Origin of the sequence: Streptomyces sp. AC555_RSS877 (assembly GCF_019049245.1) — a bacterium.
GTDB lineage: Bacteria > Actinomycetota > Actinomycetes > Streptomycetales > Streptomycetaceae > Streptomyces.
Map to the genome: position 1 here is coordinate 1 of NZ_JAGMUK010000064.1, position 17,079 is coordinate 17,079.

15 protein-coding genes are annotated in these 17,079 nt (G+C 72.1%); 10 read left to right on the forward strand and 5 right to left on the reverse strand.

Annotation, left to right across the window (positions count from 1 at the left end):
- Positions 1–97: 97 nt before the first annotated feature.
- Positions 98–1,117 (reverse strand): LacI family DNA-binding transcriptional regulator, encoded by a 1,020-nt coding sequence (locus tag KUM49_RS28510; RefSeq protein WP_217239833.1) that lies wholly within the window; start codon positions 1,115–1,117, stop codon positions 98–100.
- A gap of 181 nt (positions 1,118–1,298) precedes the next feature.
- Between KUM49_RS28510 and KUM49_RS28515 the strand changes: the two genes are divergently transcribed.
- The 3 genes from KUM49_RS28515 (at position 1,299) to KUM49_RS28525 (ending at position 4,317) form a co-directional block, all read left to right on the forward strand.
- Entirely contained in the window at positions 1,299–2,684 is a 1,386-nt protein-coding gene (locus KUM49_RS28515) for a mucin-1 (protein ID WP_217239834.1), read from the forward strand.
- Between the two features lie 298 nt (positions 2,685–2,982).
- Entirely contained in the window at positions 2,983–3,504 is a 522-nt protein-coding gene (locus KUM49_RS28520; protein ID WP_217239835.1) for a hypothetical protein, read from the forward strand.
- A gap of 117 nt (positions 3,505–3,621) precedes the next feature.
- On the forward strand, positions 3,622–4,317 hold the full coding sequence (locus tag KUM49_RS28525) for a class F sortase (RefSeq protein WP_217239836.1): 696 nt from the start codon (positions 3,622–3,624) through the stop codon (positions 4,315–4,317).
- A gap of 21 nt (positions 4,318–4,338) precedes the next feature.
- Here the strand turns inward: KUM49_RS28525 and KUM49_RS28530 are convergent, their stop codons facing one another.
- Positions 4,339–5,121, reverse strand: a complete 783-nt coding sequence (locus KUM49_RS28530) for a sulfite exporter TauE/SafE family protein (protein ID WP_217239837.1) — start codon at positions 5,119–5,121, stop codon at positions 4,339–4,341.
- Positions 5,122–5,479: 358 nt separating this feature from the next.
- Between KUM49_RS28530 and KUM49_RS28535 the strand changes: the two genes are divergently transcribed.
- The 5 genes from KUM49_RS28535 (at position 5,480) to KUM49_RS28555 (ending at position 11,115) form a co-directional block, all read left to right on the forward strand.
- The gene (locus tag KUM49_RS28535; protein WP_217239838.1) at positions 5,480–6,694 is read left to right on the forward strand and encodes an NAD(P)/FAD-dependent oxidoreductase; all 1,215 of its coding nucleotides are present in this window, start codon (positions 5,480–5,482) and stop codon (positions 6,692–6,694) included.
- Complete coding sequence (gene nirB, locus KUM49_RS28540) at positions 6,694–9,300, forward strand: nitrite reductase large subunit NirB (RefSeq protein WP_217239839.1); 2,607 nt, start codon at positions 6,694–6,696, stop codon at positions 9,298–9,300. Before KUM49_RS28535 ends, nirB begins: the two co-directional genes overlap by 1 nt.
- Positions 9,297–9,647 (forward strand): nitrite reductase small subunit NirD, encoded by a 351-nt coding sequence (gene nirD / locus KUM49_RS28545; protein WP_217239840.1) that lies wholly within the window; start codon positions 9,297–9,299, stop codon positions 9,645–9,647. Before nirB ends, nirD begins: the two co-directional genes overlap by 4 nt.
- Before the next feature lie 46 nt (positions 9,648–9,693).
- On the forward strand, positions 9,694–10,278 hold the full coding sequence (locus KUM49_RS28550; RefSeq protein WP_217239841.1) for a TetR/AcrR family transcriptional regulator: 585 nt from the start codon (positions 9,694–9,696) through the stop codon (positions 10,276–10,278).
- Between the two features lie 69 nt (positions 10,279–10,347).
- Positions 10,348–11,115: an SDR family NAD(P)-dependent oxidoreductase gene (locus KUM49_RS28555; RefSeq protein WP_217239842.1), complete on the forward strand. Its 768-nt coding sequence runs from the start codon at positions 10,348–10,350 to the stop codon at positions 11,113–11,115.
- 79 nt (positions 11,116–11,194) lie between these two features.
- Here the strand turns inward: KUM49_RS28555 and KUM49_RS28560 are convergent, their stop codons facing one another.
- The 3 genes from KUM49_RS28560 to KUM49_RS28570 are packed head-to-tail and all read right to left on the reverse strand — an operon-like array spanning position 11,195 to position 14,449.
- The gene (locus KUM49_RS28560) at positions 11,195–12,121 is read right to left on the reverse strand and encodes an oxidoreductase (protein ID WP_217239843.1); all 927 of its coding nucleotides are present in this window, start codon (positions 12,119–12,121) and stop codon (positions 11,195–11,197) included.
- A gap of 31 nt (positions 12,122–12,152) precedes the next feature.
- A complete protein-coding gene (locus KUM49_RS28565; RefSeq protein WP_374200207.1) occupies positions 12,153–13,847 on the reverse strand; it encodes a SulP family inorganic anion transporter in 1,695 nt (564 codons plus the stop codon).
- Positions 13,844–14,449 (reverse strand): carbonic anhydrase, encoded by a 606-nt coding sequence (locus tag KUM49_RS28570; RefSeq protein ID WP_217239845.1) that lies wholly within the window; start codon positions 14,447–14,449, stop codon positions 13,844–13,846. Before KUM49_RS28570 ends, KUM49_RS28565 begins: the two co-directional genes overlap by 4 nt.
- Before the next feature lie 252 nt (positions 14,450–14,701).
- Between KUM49_RS28570 and KUM49_RS28575 the strand changes: the two genes are divergently transcribed.
- Entirely contained in the window at positions 14,702–15,538 is an 837-nt protein-coding gene (locus KUM49_RS28575) for a response regulator transcription factor (RefSeq protein ID WP_217239846.1), read from the forward strand.
- Entirely contained in the window at positions 15,535–17,073 is a 1,539-nt protein-coding gene (locus KUM49_RS28580; protein WP_217239847.1) for a HAMP domain-containing sensor histidine kinase, read from the forward strand. Before KUM49_RS28575 ends, KUM49_RS28580 begins: the two co-directional genes overlap by 4 nt.
- Positions 17,074–17,079: the final 6 nt, after the last annotated feature.

Below are 17,079 nucleotides of genomic sequence, written 5' to 3' on the forward strand. Positions count from 1 at the left end.
GGTGGTGCCTCCGTGCTGGGGCGAGGGTTCGGGGTGCTGGAGCACATGGCGGGGCGTGGGGGGGGGTGGGGCTCAAAGGGTGGAGGGTCGGGGGGCGTTACTGCGGCCCGCGCGGGCGGGGTGGGGCGGTGGTCTCGCGCAGGACGAGGCGGATGGGCATCTGGACCTGGCCCGGCGCCTCGGCGTCGGGCTCGTCGAGCTGGCGCAGCAGCAGCCGGGCGGCTTCGGCGCCCTGCTCGGCGACCGGCTGGGCAACGGTCGTCAGGCCGACCACGTCGGCGAGTTCGTGGTCGTCGAAGCCGACGACGGACACGTCCTCCGGCACTCGCAGGCGGTGGCGGCGCAGGGCACGCAGGGCGCCCATCGCCATCTCGTCGGACTGCGCGAACACGGCGGTCGGCGGGCGGGAAGCGGCCAGCAGTTCGGTCATGGCCCGCTCGCCGCCCTCGACGGTGTAGTCGCCGTCCGCCTCCAGGGCCGCATCGTGCTCGATGCCGGCGTCGGCCAGGACGTCCAGGTACGCCTGGCGGCGCTCGACGGGAGTGGTCCAGTGCAGCGGCCCGCTGGCGCCCGAGATCATGCCGATGCGGCGGTGGCCGAGGTTGACCAGATGCCGTACGGCACTTTCGGTGCCGGCCCGGTCGTCGATGCCGACGACGGTGAAGCCGGGCCGGGTGCCGCCGACCGTGGTGGCCAGCGGCACCCCCAGGGAACGCAGCGCGGCGGACTCCTCTTCGTCAGGGATGAGAAGCGTCAGCACCGCGTCCACCCGCTTGCGGACCGGCAGCCCGGTGAAGAAACGTTTGCGAGTCTCCGGCGAGCCGAGGTTGTACAGCAGCACGTCGTACCCGGCGGCGCTGAACTCGCGTTCAGCGGCGTCCAGCACGGTGCCGAAGAACCAGCGGCCCACGTACGGGACCAGGACGCCGATGGTGAAGGTGCGGCCGCTGGCCAGGCTGGAGGCGGAGCGGGACGCGGTGTAGCCGAGCTGGGCGGCGACGGCCGCGATCCGGTCCCGCACCTCGTCGGACACGCCCGGCCGGCCGCGCAGGGCACGGGACACGGTGGACGCGGAGACGCCGACCGCCCGGGCGACGTCGTTGATGCTGGCCGTCACGGCGCAGTTCCTCCCGTTGATTTCACGTCGGTGTGATCTGTGGGTGACGTGACCGTAAACCCGACCTCGTTGTTGCGCAAGCGTTTGCGTTCATATTTACTGGGCCCGATTCTCAGGAGAGTTCGTTTTCATCGAAGGTCAGCGCACACGCTTGGGCGCTGGGAGCCGACAGGAACTGTGCATGCGATACGCCCCGCCCGGCCTCTGCCTGAACGACTTCGCCCTGCTGCGGGACAAGGACGGCAGCTACGCGGTGTTGCACCTGCAGGGGCCCTGGACAACCGAGTTCGACCACCTGCGGATGGAGACCTCCTACGGCCGGGCCACCTCCACCGACCTGGTCGGCTGGCAGCCGCAGGGCACCGCCTTCGGCGTCGGCCTGCCGGGCCGGTTCGACCAGCAGGCGGTGTGGACCATGCACCCGTTCCGGCACGGCGAGGGCATGGCGATGTTCTACACCGGGGTGAGCGGCCTGACGCCGGGCCACTGGCCGCTGCAGTCCGTGGGTTTGGCGTACTCCGACCGCACCGACGGCACCGGCTGGCGGCGCCACGGCACCGGGCCGGTCGCCGAGGCGGACCCGCGCTGGTACCGCACCGGCGAACAGATGGCCTGGCGCGATCCCTTCGTCGTACGCGACGACGAGACGGACGGCTGGATCATGGTCGTCTGCGCCAGCGACACCTCCCTCCCAGTGGACGTCAGCGGCTGCGTCGCCTGGGCCACCTCCGACGACCTGGAGCACTGGACCGTCCAGCCACCGCTCGTGTCGCCCGGCGACGTCAACGAGCTGGAGTGCCCGGTCCTGGAACGCCTCGACGACGGCAGTTGGCTGCTGCTCGGGTCCATCGGCGCGACCCGCGGGTTCGAGTCGTGGACCGCCCCGAGCCTGCGGGGCCCCTGGACCCGGCGCGGCCCCCTCGGTCCGACCGGCTCCTACGCCCCTCGCGTCATCGCCGCGCCCGACGGCTCCCGTGTCGTCCTGCACACCACCCCCCGTCAGATCGGCCTCACCGACACCGGCGCCCCCTGCCGGGGCATGCTCGCCCAGCCCAAGTCCCTGGTCGTACCGGAGGATTCGGCGCCCCGCCTGGAATGGTGGCCCGGCCTGGACGCCTGGCTGGACGAGGAGACGGACCGCCCCACCCTGCACGCCGTGGGCGACCTCGACATCACCGGGCGCGTCGACATCACCCTGCGCACCGACACCGCGGGCAGCGGTCGGTCCGTCCTTGCGCTGGGCTGCGACGGCAAGAACCTCTGGGTCACCGGCCCCGACGGCACCCGCCTCGGCGAGACAGTCCTGGCCGAGCCCGCCGGCACTCTGCGCATCGTCACGGTCGGTGAATACGTCGAGGTCTACGCCGACAACGTCTTCGCCCTCACGGCCCTGTGCTACTCCGGGCGTCCCGTGCCGTGGACAGCCGTGAGCGAGGAACACAGCCGTACGATCCCGGTCCGCCCGATCCGGCTGCCCGACCCTCACCGTGACGACGCCTCGGCCATCTGGCCCGGCCCGCACCCCGGTGACGCCCGGGAGCCCGCTCCCGGATCGCTCCCCGGCTGAGCCCCGCACCACGGCACCATCCCCGCCTGCGCGGGTGACCGGGCCGAGCCCATGCCCACGTGCGGCGGCTCGGTCACCCGTTCACACCCCCGCCCCGCGTCCTTCGGGTTCTTTTCCCGGCTCACCCGCCTCGCGCCGATGACCTGCTGAAACACCGCCCACAGCCCTCGATTCGGGCATCGTCTGACACCCATTCACCCGATTTCTGACGCCACCTCAGGAAGCGGTCTCGGGCCGGTGCCACTTACCTCGGAGGAGCAGCCCACCACCGAAGTGCGCAGAGCCCGAGGGAGCATCAATGCGACGTACCGCCCGTCTGCTGTCCGGTACCGCGTTCGCCGTCGCCGTCACCGGCCTCGGCGCCGGGCCCGCGTACGGCGGCAGTCCCGGCGGCCTGGAGGTCTACCCGACCTCCGCCGTGCCGGGCGGGCAGATCACGGTGAGCACCGCGGACTGCGGGGACGGCGGGACGGCGGCGGGCGACGCCAGCGCGGTGGGCGCCGGTGCGTTCACGCTGGCGCCCGGCACGCACGAGGGCGATGCGACCGGGCGGTTCCGGGTGCCGCCGAGCGCGCAGCCGGGGACGTACGAGGTCGTCGCGACGTGCGCGGAGAGCGGCCGGCGGGTCACGGGCGACCTGGTCGTCACGCTGACGTCCGCGCGCGAGTGGGTGGCTCCGCGAGGAAGTGTGAAGACGGGGGTCGGCGGCGCACTGGGCCCCGACCCCGTACAGACCGCGGCCGGCGTGGCGGCTCTCGCCGTCGCCGCCGCGGGTGGTACCTGGCTCCTGCATCGCCGGGCGAGAGGCGACGGGATCTGACGGACACCCTCCGCTGTCCGTCCGCCGGTACCGCATGCCCCTCCTCCTCCGGGTCCGACGCCCCTCGCGGCCCGGAGGGGGAAGCGGGCCCAGCACCTTTCGAAAGGGGCCTTCGCCATGCCCAGGTTCGGCAACGCCGCGATAGCGTCCGTCACCGTCGCGGCCCTGTGCTCCGGCGCCTGGCTGCTGCGCAGCGGCGCCGAGACACACGCCCCGCCGCAGCCGTCGGCGGCCGAGGCCCGCGTCGACCCACGCACCCAGCGGTCCGCCGCGCCCGCGCTGCCGCCCTCCCCGCCCGACCGGATCCGCATCCCGTCGATCAACGTGAACGCCCCCCTGACGGGCCTCGGCCTCACCGCGACCGGCAGCCTCGACGTCCCGCCCGCCGCGCGGAAGAACCTCGCCGGCTGGTACGAGGCCGGCACCACCCCCGGCGAGGCGGGCACCGCGATCGTCGCGGGCCACGTCGACAACGCCGACGGCCCCGCCGTCTTCTACGACCTCGGCGCCCTGAGGAAGGGCGCGGTCGTCGAGGTCGACCGGCGGGACGGAGGCGTCGCCGTCTTCACCGTGGACGCGGTCGAGGTGTACGACGCGAAGGGGTTCCCCGACGCGAAGGTGTACGGGGCGGCCAGGGGACCGGAGTTGCGGGTGATCACATGCGGTGGCGGCTACTCACGGAGCACCGGCTATCAGGGCAACGTCGTCGCGTTCGCACACCTCACGGGCAGCCGCGCCGGACGATGGACGGGTCTCGGACGTCCGGCGACGGGCAGCCCCACGCGTTCGGCGACACCTGACACGTCGGCATGACGCTCAGGCAGTGAGTCGGCGTCACGCCATCCACTGCTCGTACGCCAGTTTCGCCACCAGGGCGAACACCACCGTCAGCAGCACCACGCGGACGAAGCCGCTGCCCTTCTTCAGGGCGGTGTGCGCGCCGAGTGTGCCGCCCGCGAGGTTGAAGGCGGCCATGAGGGCGGCCAGTTGCCACAGGACCGTGCCCTGCCAGGCGAAGGTGGCGAGGGCGCCGCCGTTGGTGCAGCAGTTGACGATCTTGGCGGTGGCGGAGGCGGTGACCAGGTCGAGGTGGAGGACGGCGGTGAGGGCCAGGACGAGGAACGTCCCGGTGCCGGGGCCGATCAGACCGTCGTAGAAACCGATGCCGAGGCCGGCGAGGCCGATCGCGCCGAGGACGCGGCGGGGGCCCGCCGGGCCGGTGGCGGGGGCCGTACCGAAGGCAGGGCGGGTGATCACGAAGGCCGCGACGGCGACCAGCACCACCATGATCACCGGCTTGAGGACCTCGGTGCTCATCCCGGCCGCGAAGAAGGCCCCGGCCGAGGAGCCCGCGAGCGCCGCCAGGCCGATGCGTACGGCCAGGCGCACGTCCACGGGCGCCTGGCGGGCGTACGTCACCGCCGCACCCCCGGTGCCGACGATGGCGACCGCCTTGTTGGTGCCGAGGGCGTACGCGGCAGGGGTGCTCGACGGCAGTCCGAGGAGCAGCACCGGGAGCAGCAGCAGCCCGCCGCCGCCGACCACCGCGTCGATCCAGCCGGCCGCGAGGGCCGCGAGGCACAGGGTGACGACCATGGTCAGCGATATGTCGGGCATGGTCGGGACCCTGGGGAGGAGATAGATGCGCCGTCCATCGACCTGAGGGAGTTCTGAGGCTCGGGGCCGTCGAACCAGGATGTTCCGGGCAGGGCCGGTCGTCCGCCCCCTCGGGCGTGAGCTGGTGAAACCCGGCCCTGACCGCTCGCGCCGCCTCCGGTCGTAGACGATGCCGACTGCACGGATCCCGGCTGTTCCGCCGGCCCCGGCCCGCCCCCGCCGTGCCCCGCCTCACAGCGCGCCCCCGACGCCCGCCCCCAACCCTCACATCCCTCCACCGCCCCCGCTGAGGGCAGCGTTCCCCGCGGGAAACAGACGTGATGCGGCCGGGTAACACCGGCAACGCACGCTCCTAGACATGACCTCGAATACGCGTGTGGTGGTGATCGGCGCCGGCATCGCGGGCGTCCGTCTCGCCCGGCGGCTCGGTGAGCTCGGCGTTCCCGTGACGCTCATCGGCGAGGAGGAGCACCGGCCCTACAACCGGGTCCTGCTCGCCGAGGTGCTGGCCGGCCGCTACAGCCCCGACGTGATCGCTCTCCCGGCGCCCGCGGAGCTGACGCGCGCCCGGGTCACCGGCATCGACCGGGCCGGACGGACCGTGGAGTGTGCGGACGGCACGAAGATCGCATACGGCACGCTCGTCCTGGCCACCGGCTCCAACCCCGTACTTCCGCCTCTGCGCGGCCTGTTCAGCCCCGACCACGTGCTGCCCGAGGGCGTCCACGCCTTCCGCACGATGGACGACTGCCTGGGCCTGTCCAAGGCGGTACGGCCGGGCACGAAGGCGGTCGTCATCGGCGGTGGGCTCCTCGGAGTGTCCGCGGCCCGCGCGCTCGCCCTGCGCGGCGCCCAGGTCGTCCTCGCCCAGCAGTCCGAGCGGCTCATGGAGCGCCAGCTCGACCCGTCCGCCTCCAAGCTGGTCCGGCGGCACCTCACCGACCTCGGCGTCGAGATCCACACCGAGTGCCGGGTCCGCGACGTGCGCTGCGTCGGCGGCACGGTCCGCTCGGTGGAGATGTCCGACGGATACGCCCTCGACGCCGACCTCGTGGTCCTGGCCTGCGGGGTCCACCCGCGCGTGGGCCTCGCCCAGATCTCCGGCCTCGACGTCCGCAAGGGCGTCGTCGTCGACGACGAACTGCGCACCTCCGACCCCCACATCCGGGCGATCGGCGACTGCGCGCAGCACGACGGCACGGTCTACGGACTGGCCACCCCGGCGCTCGAACAGGCCGACGTGCTCGCCGAGTCGCTGGCAGGCCGGACGCACGCCCGCTACACCGGCACCCGCTCGCTGACCCGACTCACCCTCGCCGGGCAGACCGCCTTCGACCTCGCCGCGTTCGGCGAGACGGAGGCCCTTCCCGGCGATGACGTGGTCCAGCTCGCCGACGCCACCCGAGGCACCTACCGCAAGGTCGTCGTCCGCGACGACCGCCTGGTCGGCGGGGTCCTCGTCGGCGAACTCGGCACCGTCGGCGCGCTCGCGCGCGCCTGGGAGGGAGCAGAGCCGCTCCCGTCCGACGGCGGCCCCCTGCTCCACCTGCTCACCAATGATGGAGGCTCCTGATGTCCACGGACACCCCCACGATCGTGCTCGTCGGCCATGGCATGGTCGGCCAGCGCTTCCTCGAAGCGCTCGCCGAGCGCGGCCTGACCGCCACGCACCGCGTGGTCGTGCTGTGCGAGGAGCCGCGTCCTGCGTACGACCGCGTGCAGCTCACCTCGTACTTCTCGGGCAAGACGCCCGAGGACCTCTCGATGACGGACATGCAGTTCATCGCCGACCACGGCATCGAGCTGCACGTCGGTGACCCGGCCGAGACGGTCGACCGCACCTCGAAGAGGGTGACGGCCCGCTCCGGACTGACCGTCGACTACGACGTCCTGGTCCTCGCCACCGGTTCGTACCCCTTCGTCCCGCCGGTCCCGAACAAGGACGCCCAGGGCTGCTTCGTCTACCGCACCATCGAGGACCTTCTCGCCATCGAGGAGTACGCCAAGTCGCGGACGACGGGTGCGGTGGTCGGCGGCGGTCTGCTCGGACTGGAGGCGGCCGGTGCGCTGAAGGGCCTCGGCCTCACCTCCCACATCGTGGAGTTCGCCCCCCGCCTGATGCCGGTCCAGGTCGACGAGGGCGGCGGCGCCGCGCTGCTGCGCACCATCGAGGACATGGGCCTTTCCGTCCACACGGGCGTGGGCACGCAGGAGATCGTGGTCGACGAGTCCGGCGCGGTCACCGGCATGAAGCTGTCCGACGGCTCCGAACTCGCCACCGACCTGGTGGTGTTCTCCGCCGGTGTCCGCCCCCGCGACCAGCTGGCCCGCGACTGCGGTCTGACGGTCGGCGAGCGCGGCGGCATCAGCGTCGACGAGCAGTGCCGCACGGTGAACGACCCGCACGTGTTCGCGATCGGCGAGTGCGCGCTGGCCTCCGACGGCCGGGTGTACGGCCTGGTCGCCCCCGGCTACGAGCAGGCCGAGACCGTGGCCGCGACGATCGCCGAGGACGAGGCGGAGTTCACCGGCGCCGACCTGTCCACCAAGCTGAAGCTGCTCGGCGTGGACGTGGCCTCCTTCGGCGACGCGCACGGCGCGACCGAGGACTGCCTGGACGTCGTCTACTCCGACTCCCGCTCGGGCCTGTACAAGAAGCTGGTCATCGGCCGCGACGGCACGCTGCTCGGCGGCATCCTGGTCGGCGACGCGGAGGCGTACGGCACGCTGCGCGCGTTCACCGGGTCGGTCCCGCCGGTCTCCCCCGAGTCGCTGGTCCTGCCCGCCGGATCCGGTGAGAGCGTCCAGCTCGGCCCGTCCGCGCTGCCGGACGAGGCGGTCATCTGCTCCTGCCACAACGTGTCGAAGGGCACCATCCGCGGTGCGGTGACGGAGCACTCCTGCACGACCGTGCCCGAGGTCAAGAAGTGCACCAAGGCCGGTACCGGCTGCGGCTCCTGCGTCAAGGTCCTCGGCCAGCTGGTCACCGCCGAGCTGGAGGCCAACGGCGTCGAGGTCGACAAGGGCCTGTGCGGCTGCTTCTCGCAGACCCGCGAGGAGCTGTACGAGATCGTCCTCGCCCTGCGCATCAACACCTACCAGGACCTCCTGGACCGCTACGGCCGCGAGGACGCCCGGGGCGGCGACGGCTGCGACATCTGCAAGCCGGCGGTCGGCTCGATCATCGCCTCCCTCGCCCCGACCATCGGCGCGAGCGGCTACGTCCTCGACGGCGAGCAGGCGGCGCTGCAGGAGACCAACGACCACTTCCTCGCCAACCTGCAGAAGAACGGCTCGTACTCGGTCGTCCCCCGCATCCCCGGCGGCGAGATCACCCCCGAGGGCCTCATCGTCATCGGCGAGATCGCCCGCGACTTCGGCCTCTACACGAAGATCACCGGCGGTCAGCGCATCGACATGTTCGGCGCCCGCGTCGAGCAGCTGCCGCTCATCTGGACCCGGCTGGTCGACGCCGGCTTCGAGTCCGGCCACGCCTACGGCAAGTCCCTGCGCACGGTGAAGTCCTGTGTCGGCCAGACCTGGTGCCGCTACGGCGTCCAGGACTCCGTCCGCATGGCGATCGACCTGGAGCTGCGCTACCGGGGCCTCAGGTCCCCGCACAAGCTGAAGTCGGCGGTGTCGGGCTGCGCCCGCGAGTGCGCCGAGGCCCAGTCGAAGGACTTCGGCATCATCGCCACCTCCAACGGCTGGAACCTCTACGTCGGCGGCAACGGCGGCGCCACCCCGCGCCACGCGGACCTGCTCGCGCAGGACCTCGACGACGACGAGCTGATCCGCCTGATCGACCGCTTCCTGATGTTCTACATCCGCACCGCCGACCGCCTGGAGCGCACCTCCACCTGGCTGGAGCGGATCCCGGGCGGCCTGGACCACGTACGGGACGTGGTGGTGGAGGACTCCCTCGGCATCTGTGAGGAGCTGGAGTCCCTGATGACGGACCACGTGGCGCACTACGCCGACGAGTGGGCGACGACCATCAACGACCCCGAGAAGCTGTCCCGGTTCGTCTCCTTCGTGAACGCGCCCGACACCCCCGACCCGGTCGTCGGCTTCGTCCCCGAGCGCGACCAGATCAAGCCCGACCTGCCGCTGCTGTCCATCGGCATGCGTCCCAGTGAGAACCCGGCAGACGTCCTGGAAGGAAGTGCCCAGCGATGACACTGGCACCCGAGACGACCGACCTGAAGATCCAACTGAAGCTGGCCGACAGCTGGTTCACGGTCTGCGACCTGAGCGTGCTGCTGCCGGGCCGCGGAGTGGCGGCACTGCTGCCCGACGGCCACCAGGTCGCCCTCTTCCGCGACCGCGCCGGCTCCCTGTACGCCATCGACAACCGCGACCCGTTCAGCGGTGCGGCGGTCCTCTCCCGCGGCCTGCTCGGCGCGCTGCAGGGCCGCCCGTTCGTCGCCTCCCCCCTGCTGAAGCAGCGGTTCGACCTGGAGTCGGGGCAGTGCCTGGACGACGAGGCGGTGCGGATCGCGACGTACGAGGTACGGACCTCGTAAGCGACTTTCTTGACTGGTCGTTCCAACTACATCTAGGCTCCTGGACGTGGCCAGGACCAAGGAGTTCGATCCCGAAGCCGCGCTGCAGTCAGCTCTCGAGCTGTTCTGGCGGCGCGGCTTCGAGGCGACGTCGATGTCCGACCTGGTCGAGCACCTGGGCATCGGACGCGCCAGCATCTACGCCACCTTCGGCAACAAGCACGAGCTGTACCTGAAGGCACTGGACCGCTACGAGCGAGCGGGGCTGACCCGGATCGTGCGGGAGCTGTCCCAGCCGGGCCCGGCGCTGCCGGCCGTGCGGGCGGTCGTACGGCGTTATGCGGCCGAGTCGGCCGCGGAGGACCTGCGCCTGCTCGGCTGCATGGTCACCAACACCGCCACCGAACTCGCCCCGCACGACCCGGCCGCCGCACGGCAGGTCGAACGCAACTGGGACCAGCTGGAGACCGTCCTGCACACGGCACTGGTCCGCGCCCAGGCCCAGGGCGAGCTGCCCGCCGGCCGCGATCCGCTCACCCTCGCCCGCATGCTGCTGGTGCTGCTGCAGGGCCTGCGGGTGACCGGCAAGGCGTCCTCGGACCCAGCACGCGTCCGGGACGCGGCGGAACAGGCACTGACACTGCTCGACTGACCACGGCCCTCCACGAGGGCCTTTTCTCACGACCTCATACTGAACCGATCGGTCAATAAAGGGGAACTCATGACCACCGCTCGCTTCACCGGCAGAACCGCCCTCGCCACCGGCGCCGGCTCCGGCATCGGACGGGCCGTCGCCCTCGCCTTCGCCGCCGAGGGCGCGAACCTCGTCGTGGCGGGGCGGCGGCAGGAGCCGCTCGACGAGACGGTGACCCTCATCGAGGCGGCGGGCGGCAAGGCGCTGGCCGTCACAGCGGACGTCTCCCGCGCCGCCGACGCCCAGGCCCTCGTGGCCGCCGCCGTCGACCACTTCGGCTCGCTCGACGTGGCGGTCAACAACGCGGGCGTCTTCCGCGGCGGAGCCCCGCTGGCCGACCTGTCCGAGGAGGACTGGCACACCCAGCTCGACACCAACGTCACCGGCGTGTTCCTCGCCCTCCGGGCCGAGATCCGCCAGATGCGCACCCAGCCGGCCGGCGGCGCGATCGTCAACATCGCCTCCGTGTTCGGCGTCCACGCCCGCCATCCCGGAGCCGCCGCCTACGCCGCCTCCAAGGCCGCCGTCTCCGTCCTCACCAGGGGCGCCGCCCTCGACCACATCCGCGACGGCGTCCGCATCAACGCGGTCAGCCCCGGCGCCGTCGACACCTCCATGTCCCTGGGCCCCGGCGAGACGGAGGCCGACCGCACCCAGCGGATGCGGGAGGCGGTCCCGCTCGGCCGTGTCTCCGCCACGGAGGAAGTGGCCGCCGCCGTCCTCCACCTGGCCTCGGACGCCGCCGCCTCGACGGTGGGCACGGACCTGGTGGTGGACAGCGGGGCGACGGCCTGAAGTACCGGCGACGGATGCTGGTGCTCGGCCCGGTCCACTAGGTCACGGTGGCCTGACCGGCCGAAGGACCGACCGCCGGTCACACGGTCAGCCGGCCGCACGCCACCCCCGTCAGCTTCTCCGAGGCGGCCCACAGCCGCTCTCCCGCCCTGTCGTTGCACGTCCACGATGCCCGCCAGGACGGGCCCGGGCTCCCGCGCCACATCGCCCAGTGCGGGCCGGTGAAGGAGTCCGGGGAGACGTCGGGCGCGGTCGCGGCGTACAGGGTGGGCAGCGCGCCCGCCTCGGCGGACTGGGCGAAGAAGCGGTTGCCGACCTCCATGAACCGCTCGCCGGCCTTGCGGCCGGACATCCGGGGACCCGCGGTCTGGAGGTTGGTGGCGGCGTACCCGGGGTGCGCCGCCGCCGCGACGACGTCCGCGCCGTGGGCCGCCAGCCTGCGCGCCAGCTCGTGGGTGAAGAGCAGGTTGGCGGTCTTGGAGCGGGCGTAGGCGATCCAGCGCCGGTACCGGCGCTCGCTGTTGAGGTCGTTGATGTCGATGTTGGCCATCGAGTGCATCATGCTGGAGACGGTCACGACGCGCGCACCCGGCGTGGCGAGCAGCGCGGGCAGCAGCAGTCCGGTGAGCGCGAAGTGGCCAAGGTGGTTGACACCGAACTGCGTCTCGAACCCGTCCGCGGTCGTCCCGTACGGCAGCGCCATCACGCCCGCGTTGTTGACGAGCAGGTCGAGCCGGTCGTACGGGAAGGCAGCCGCGAACTGCCCTACGGAGGCGAGGTCCCCGAGGTCGAGCCGCGCGAACTCCACCTCCGCGCCCGGCACTTCGGTGGCGATCCGGTCCCCGGCGTCGGTGCCGCGTGCCTCGCTCCGGCAGGCCAGCACCACCCGGGCGCCCCGGCGCGCCAGCTCCCGCGCGGCGGCGTACCCGATGCCGCTGTTGGACCCGGTGACCACGGCGACACGGCCGCGCTGATCGGGGATGTCCTTCTCGGTCCAGCCGGCCATGGCCGACCCTCCCTCCGCTGGCAGGTGGGGTTCAGCCTACGAGCGGGCGGCGCTCCAGGTAATCGTCCGGGAGAGGCCGCGTGTCCAGATAGAACCACTCGGCGCCGGGGCCGGGCGTGACGTCGGGCGCAGGCATGTCGGGCTCGGCCTCGGCGGGCACCGGCTTGACCGGTCCCGGCATCAGCAGCTCCACCCGTACGCCGTTGCCCCGCTGCTGGGCCGTGAACTCCTCCACCTGGTTGCGGCAGGCGTGGTCCAGATGGGTCACGCCGGTCAGGTCGAGGCGGATCCTGGGCCTGCCCGAGGCCGCCGCGGCCTCCAGCGCCTCGATGACCTTCGGCAGCCGCAGGAAAGTCGCGTTCCCGGCCATGACGACCTTGGCGGCGTCCTCCTCGACGTGCTGCCGGATCACGGTCTGCGACATCCGCAGAGCGGCCAGCACGATGCCTGCGGCGAGCCCGACGAGCACGCCTTCGAGCAGCGCGGTCGCCACGATGACCAGCGTGGTGAGGGTCATCACCGCGAACTCGCCCCGGTCCTGGCGCCACATCTTCGGGAACTCCTCCGGCGCGAACAGCTTCCAGCCGCTGTGCACCAGCACCCCGGCCAGCACCGAGATCGGGATCAGGGCCAGGACCTGCGGCAGCAGCAGCGCGAAGGCGAGCAGCCACAGGCCGTGCAGGGTCCGGGAGAGCCGGGTCTTCGCGCCCGCCTGCACGTTCGCCGAACTGCGCGCGACCACCGCGGTGACCGGCAGGGCTCCCAGGACGCCCGCGACCGTGTTCCCCGCGCCCTGGGCGATGAGCTCGGTGTTGTAGCGGGTGCGCGGGCCGCTGTGCATACGGTCCACCGCGGCCGCCGTGAACAGGCTCTCCGCGGAGGCGATGACCGTGAAGGTGAGGATCGACGTGATGATCGCCGCATCGGCGAGCCCCGCGAACTGTTCCCCGCCGGGCACGTTCACCGCGGCGAGCAGATTGCCGACCTGGAGCGTCTTCACCTCCACACCGGGCAGCGCGGCGACCGCGATACCGATCCCCACGGCGACCAGCGCGGCCGGGACCTTCTTCACCGGCCCCGGCACCTTCTTCCACAGGAAGCTCAGCACGACGGTGACGACACCGAGCAGCGTGGCGATCATCGCCTGCCGGTCGGTGAGGATGTCGGCGAACAGCCCCGGGATCCCGGCCATGTTCTCGATCGGCGTGCCGGGCGCCTTGCCGTCGGCCATCGGGTACGCCTGGCTGAACATCAGCGGCAGCCCGATGCCGGCCAGCATGCCCTGGACGACGGCGAGGGAGATCGCCTGGAACATGCGGCCCAGCCGTACGACACCGAGGACGATCTGCAGGATCCCCGAACCCAGCACGATCACGCCCAGCATGGCCACACCGTGCTCGGCGACGGTCTCGGCGACCAGCGCCGCCAGCCCCGCGGCCGGGCCGCTGACCTGGAGCGTGCTGCCCCGCACCGCGCCGACCACCAGCCCGCCGATCACTCCGGAGATGATCCCCAGCTCGGCCGGCACACCGGAGGCGACGGCGACGCCGATGCAGAGCGGGAGGGCGACGAGGAAGACGACGAGGGAGGCGGTGATCTCGGTGCCGAGGTCGGCCTTGGGGCCGGCTTTGCCCGTCGTCGCGCCCGCACTTCCGTCGGCCTTGCCCGTACTCGCGCCCGCACTCCGCAAGACGGCCCCCCGGCTGCGCGCATGCGCCCCGCTCATCCGGCGTGCACCCGGAAACGACCGTCGTCGTCGAGCTCGTACACCCGCCCGGTGTCGACCTCGTAGTACCAGCCGTGCAGCCGCAGCCGGCCCGCGTCGAGCCGTTGCCGTACCGCCGGGTGACTGCGCAGCGCGGCCAGCTGGTTGACGACGTTGTGCTGCGCCACGTCGGACAGCGACGGATCGTCGGAGGCGTCGGCGAGCATCGGAGCCAGTTCCGGGCGGGCCACCTCCAGCCAGGCACCCACGCCGGGCAGCGCGGCCAGGTCGTCGCCGGACTTCAGCGCGCCCATCGCTCCGCAGTGTGAGTGACCGCACACCACGACGTCCTGAACCCCGAGGACCTCCAGTGCGTACTCGATGGTGGCGGCCTCACCACCGGCCCCGGGCCGCCCGTACGACGGCACGATATTGCCCGCGTTCCGCAGCTCGAATATCTCTCCGGGCCGGGCGCCCGTGATGAGCGCGGGTATCACCCGGGAGTCCGAGCAGGTAATGAAGAGCGCCTCGGGATATTGCCCCTCGGCCAGTTTTCGGTATTCGCCGGGCTCGAATTCGACCCGCTGTGTGAACGTGCGGGCGCGGTCCAGAAGTGCCTTCAACGATGCCTCCGTCACGGGAAGTTCGACCAGGTCACCCCACCGTAGGAGGACGCGCCCCAGAGGAAGGTTAAGCAACGGCCAGAGCCCGGACAGGAATTGAACATTTCTTGTCGGGTCCCGTGCGTGCACGGTCATCTTGTAACGTGTCGACACCAGGGCAGGTAAATGCGGATCCGGGTGCCTGGATTCATAGCCGATTCCTGGTTCACGATTCCTGGTTCACGATTCACGGTTCACGGAGAGACGGGACGCATGGGCCTACGAGTACTGCTCATCGAGGACGACGAGACGATCGCCGAACCGCTCACCGAGGGTCTCGGCCACTTCGGCCTGACGGTCGACCACGTCGCCACCGGCACCGACGGCCTGAGAGGTCCGTACGGCGATGTCGTCCTGCTCGACCTCGGGCTGCCGGACATGGACGGCATCGACGTCTGCCGGGGCATCCGGCAGGTCTCCGACGTCCCCATCGTCATCCTCAGCGCCCGCGGGGAGGAGGCGGACCGCGTGCTGGGCCTGGAACTGGGCGCCGACGACTACCTGGCGAAACCGTTCAGCATGCGGGAGCTGGTGGCACGGGTGCGGGCGGTGACGCGACGGACACAGCGGACACAGGCGATGGCAGAGCAGGTACCCGCACCGGTGCCGGTGTCCGTACCGGTGCCGATGCCGTCGTACGACCGCGCGCCGGTCCCGCCGCCGGCCCCGCCGTACGAGCCCCCGCCCCCGCCGCCGTCGTCGTACGAACAGCCCGTCTCGGCGGCGCCCCCCGCCCCCGAACCCGGCCCTCTCGTCGTCGACCGCCGCACCCGTCAGGTCTGGGTAGGCGAGGCCCAAGTCGCCCTCACGCCGAAGGAGTTCGAGCTGCTCGCGCTGCTCACCGAGGACCCCGGCGCGGTCTACTCCCGGCAGCAGATCCTGGACCGGGTCTGGGATCCGCACTACGAGGGTCCGACCAAGACCCTCGACGTCCATGTCGCCGCCCTGCGAAGGAAGTTGGGCCACCCCGCCTGGATCCAGACGCTGCGCGGCGTCGGCTTCCGGCTGGCGGTGCACGGCGAGCCGAACGAGCGACTGGGTTCGACATGACCCGTCGTCTCCTGTTCAGCTACCTCACCCTCGCCGCACTCGTCCTGCTCTGCCTGGAGATCCCGCTCGGCTTCGTGTACTCGCGGGGCGAGCGGGAGCGGGTGGTCAACGCGGCGAAGGACGAGGCCGAGTCGGTCTCCGCGTACGCCGCCCTGTCCCTCGCCGCCGGCCGCGCGGAGCAGGACCTGCCGGCCCGGGTGGCCCACTGCGCCGAACGCATCGGCGGGAAGGTGGTGGTCGTCGACGAGTCGGGCACACCGCTCGCCACCTCGCACCTGCTGGCCCCGGACGCGTCCCGCGCCCTGATGTCCCGCCCCGGCATCACGGCCGCCCTGCGAGGCGACTCCACGGTGGACGTCCGCACCTCCACCATCGGCGGGGTGGAGTACCTGTCGGTGGCCGCGCCCGTAGGCCAGGGCGTACGGCCGGAGGGTGCCGTATGGCTCACGCTCCCGACCCGCATGGTCCACGAACGCGTCCACCACGTATGGCTGTTGCTCGCCGTGGGCGGACTCGGCGTGCTCACCGCGGTCACCTTCGTCGGCTTCGGCATCGCCCGCTGGACCGGCCGCCCCATCCGTGAACTGGAGCGCGCAACCCACGAGTTGGCGGGTGGAGGCCGCGTCCAGCCCGTGACCGTCACCAAGGGCCCGCCCGAAGTCCGCAGCCTGGCCGCCGCGTTCAACCGCACGGCGGCCCGCCTCGCCCATCTCCTCGACTCCCAGCACGCCTTCGCCGGCGAGGCCTCGCACCAGCTGAAGACACCGCTCGCGGCCCTGCGCCTGCGCCTGGAGAACCTGGAACCGAACGTCACCGCCCGCGGCCGGACCAGCCTCACCGCCGCCGTCACCGAGACGGACCGCCTCTCCCGCATGGTCGAGGGTCTGCTGGCCATGGCGCGACTGGAGGAACACGCGGCCACACCCGGCCCGACCGACATCGGCGCGGTCTGCGCGGAGCGCCACCACACCTGGGCGCCGCTCTTCGACCGGCAGAACGTGTCCCTGGTCCTGTTCGCGGGCAGCGTCGGACCGGTGCTGGCGCTGCCGGGGTCCATCGAACAGATTCTGGACAACCTCCTGTCCAACGCCCTGCGGGCCTCCCCACCCGACACCACCGTCACCATCGAACTCCGCCTCCACGTCCCCGCCCGCCGCGCCCTGCGCGACGCCCGCCCCTGCTGGGTCGACCTCCACATCACCGACGAGGGCCCCGGCATGACCCCCGACCAGCGCGCCCGCGCCTTCGACCGCTTCTGGCGCGCACCGGGCGCCCCCAAGGGCGGCACGGGCCTCGGCCTCTCCCTCGTCCAACGCCTCGCCCACGCGGGCGGCGGCGAGGCGAGCGTGCGCGCGGCGGCGACGGGGGGGCTGGACGCGGTGGTGCGGCTGCCGTCGGCGGAACCCCTGGCCGGCCATGCACCGGGCAGTGCCGCCCAGCGAGGCAGAGAGCTGCTGGCACTGCACGTTGCTGGTCATGTACACCGCGCCTCCGCTTCACAGCCCGTCCACAGGCAGTCCATCCCGCGCCCCTAGGGTCCG

What these genes read in the sequence shown, in the direction of transcription:
- KUM49_RS28515 (WP_217239834.1), top strand. Translation starts at nt 1,299, where the DNA reads ATGCGATACGCCCCGCCCGGCCTCTGCCTGAACGACTTCGCCCTGCTG.
- KUM49_RS28520 (WP_217239835.1), top strand. Translation starts at nt 2,983, where the DNA reads ATGCGACGTACCGCCCGTCTGCTGTCCGGTACCGCGTTCGCCGTCGCC.
- KUM49_RS28525 (WP_217239836.1), top strand. Translation starts at nt 3,622, where the DNA reads ATGCCCAGGTTCGGCAACGCCGCGATAGCGTCCGTCACCGTCGCGGCC.
- KUM49_RS28530 (WP_217239837.1), bottom strand. Translation starts at nt 5,121, where the DNA reads ATGCCCGACATATCGCTGACCATGGTCGTCACCCTGTGCCTCGCGGCC.
- KUM49_RS28535 (WP_217239838.1), top strand. Translation starts at nt 5,480, where the DNA reads ATGACCTCGAATACGCGTGTGGTGGTGATCGGCGCCGGCATCGCGGGC.
- nirB (WP_217239839.1), top strand. Translation starts at nt 6,694, where the DNA reads ATGTCCACGGACACCCCCACGATCGTGCTCGTCGGCCATGGCATGGTC.
- nirD (WP_217239840.1), top strand. Translation starts at nt 9,297, where the DNA reads ATGACACTGGCACCCGAGACGACCGACCTGAAGATCCAACTGAAGCTG.
- KUM49_RS28555 (WP_217239842.1), top strand. Translation starts at nt 10,348, where the DNA reads ATGACCACCGCTCGCTTCACCGGCAGAACCGCCCTCGCCACCGGCGCC.
- KUM49_RS28560 (WP_217239843.1), bottom strand. Translation starts at nt 12,121, where the DNA reads ATGGCCGGCTGGACCGAGAAGGACATCCCCGATCAGCGCGGCCGTGTC.
- KUM49_RS28565 (WP_374200207.1), bottom strand. Translation starts at nt 13,847, where the DNA reads ATGAGCGGGGCGCATGCGCGCAGCCGGGGGGCCGTCTTGCGGAGTGCG.
- KUM49_RS28575 (WP_217239846.1), top strand. Translation starts at nt 14,702, where the DNA reads ATGGGCCTACGAGTACTGCTCATCGAGGACGACGAGACGATCGCCGAA.
- KUM49_RS28580 (WP_217239847.1), top strand. Translation starts at nt 15,535, where the DNA reads ATGACCCGTCGTCTCCTGTTCAGCTACCTCACCCTCGCCGCACTCGTC.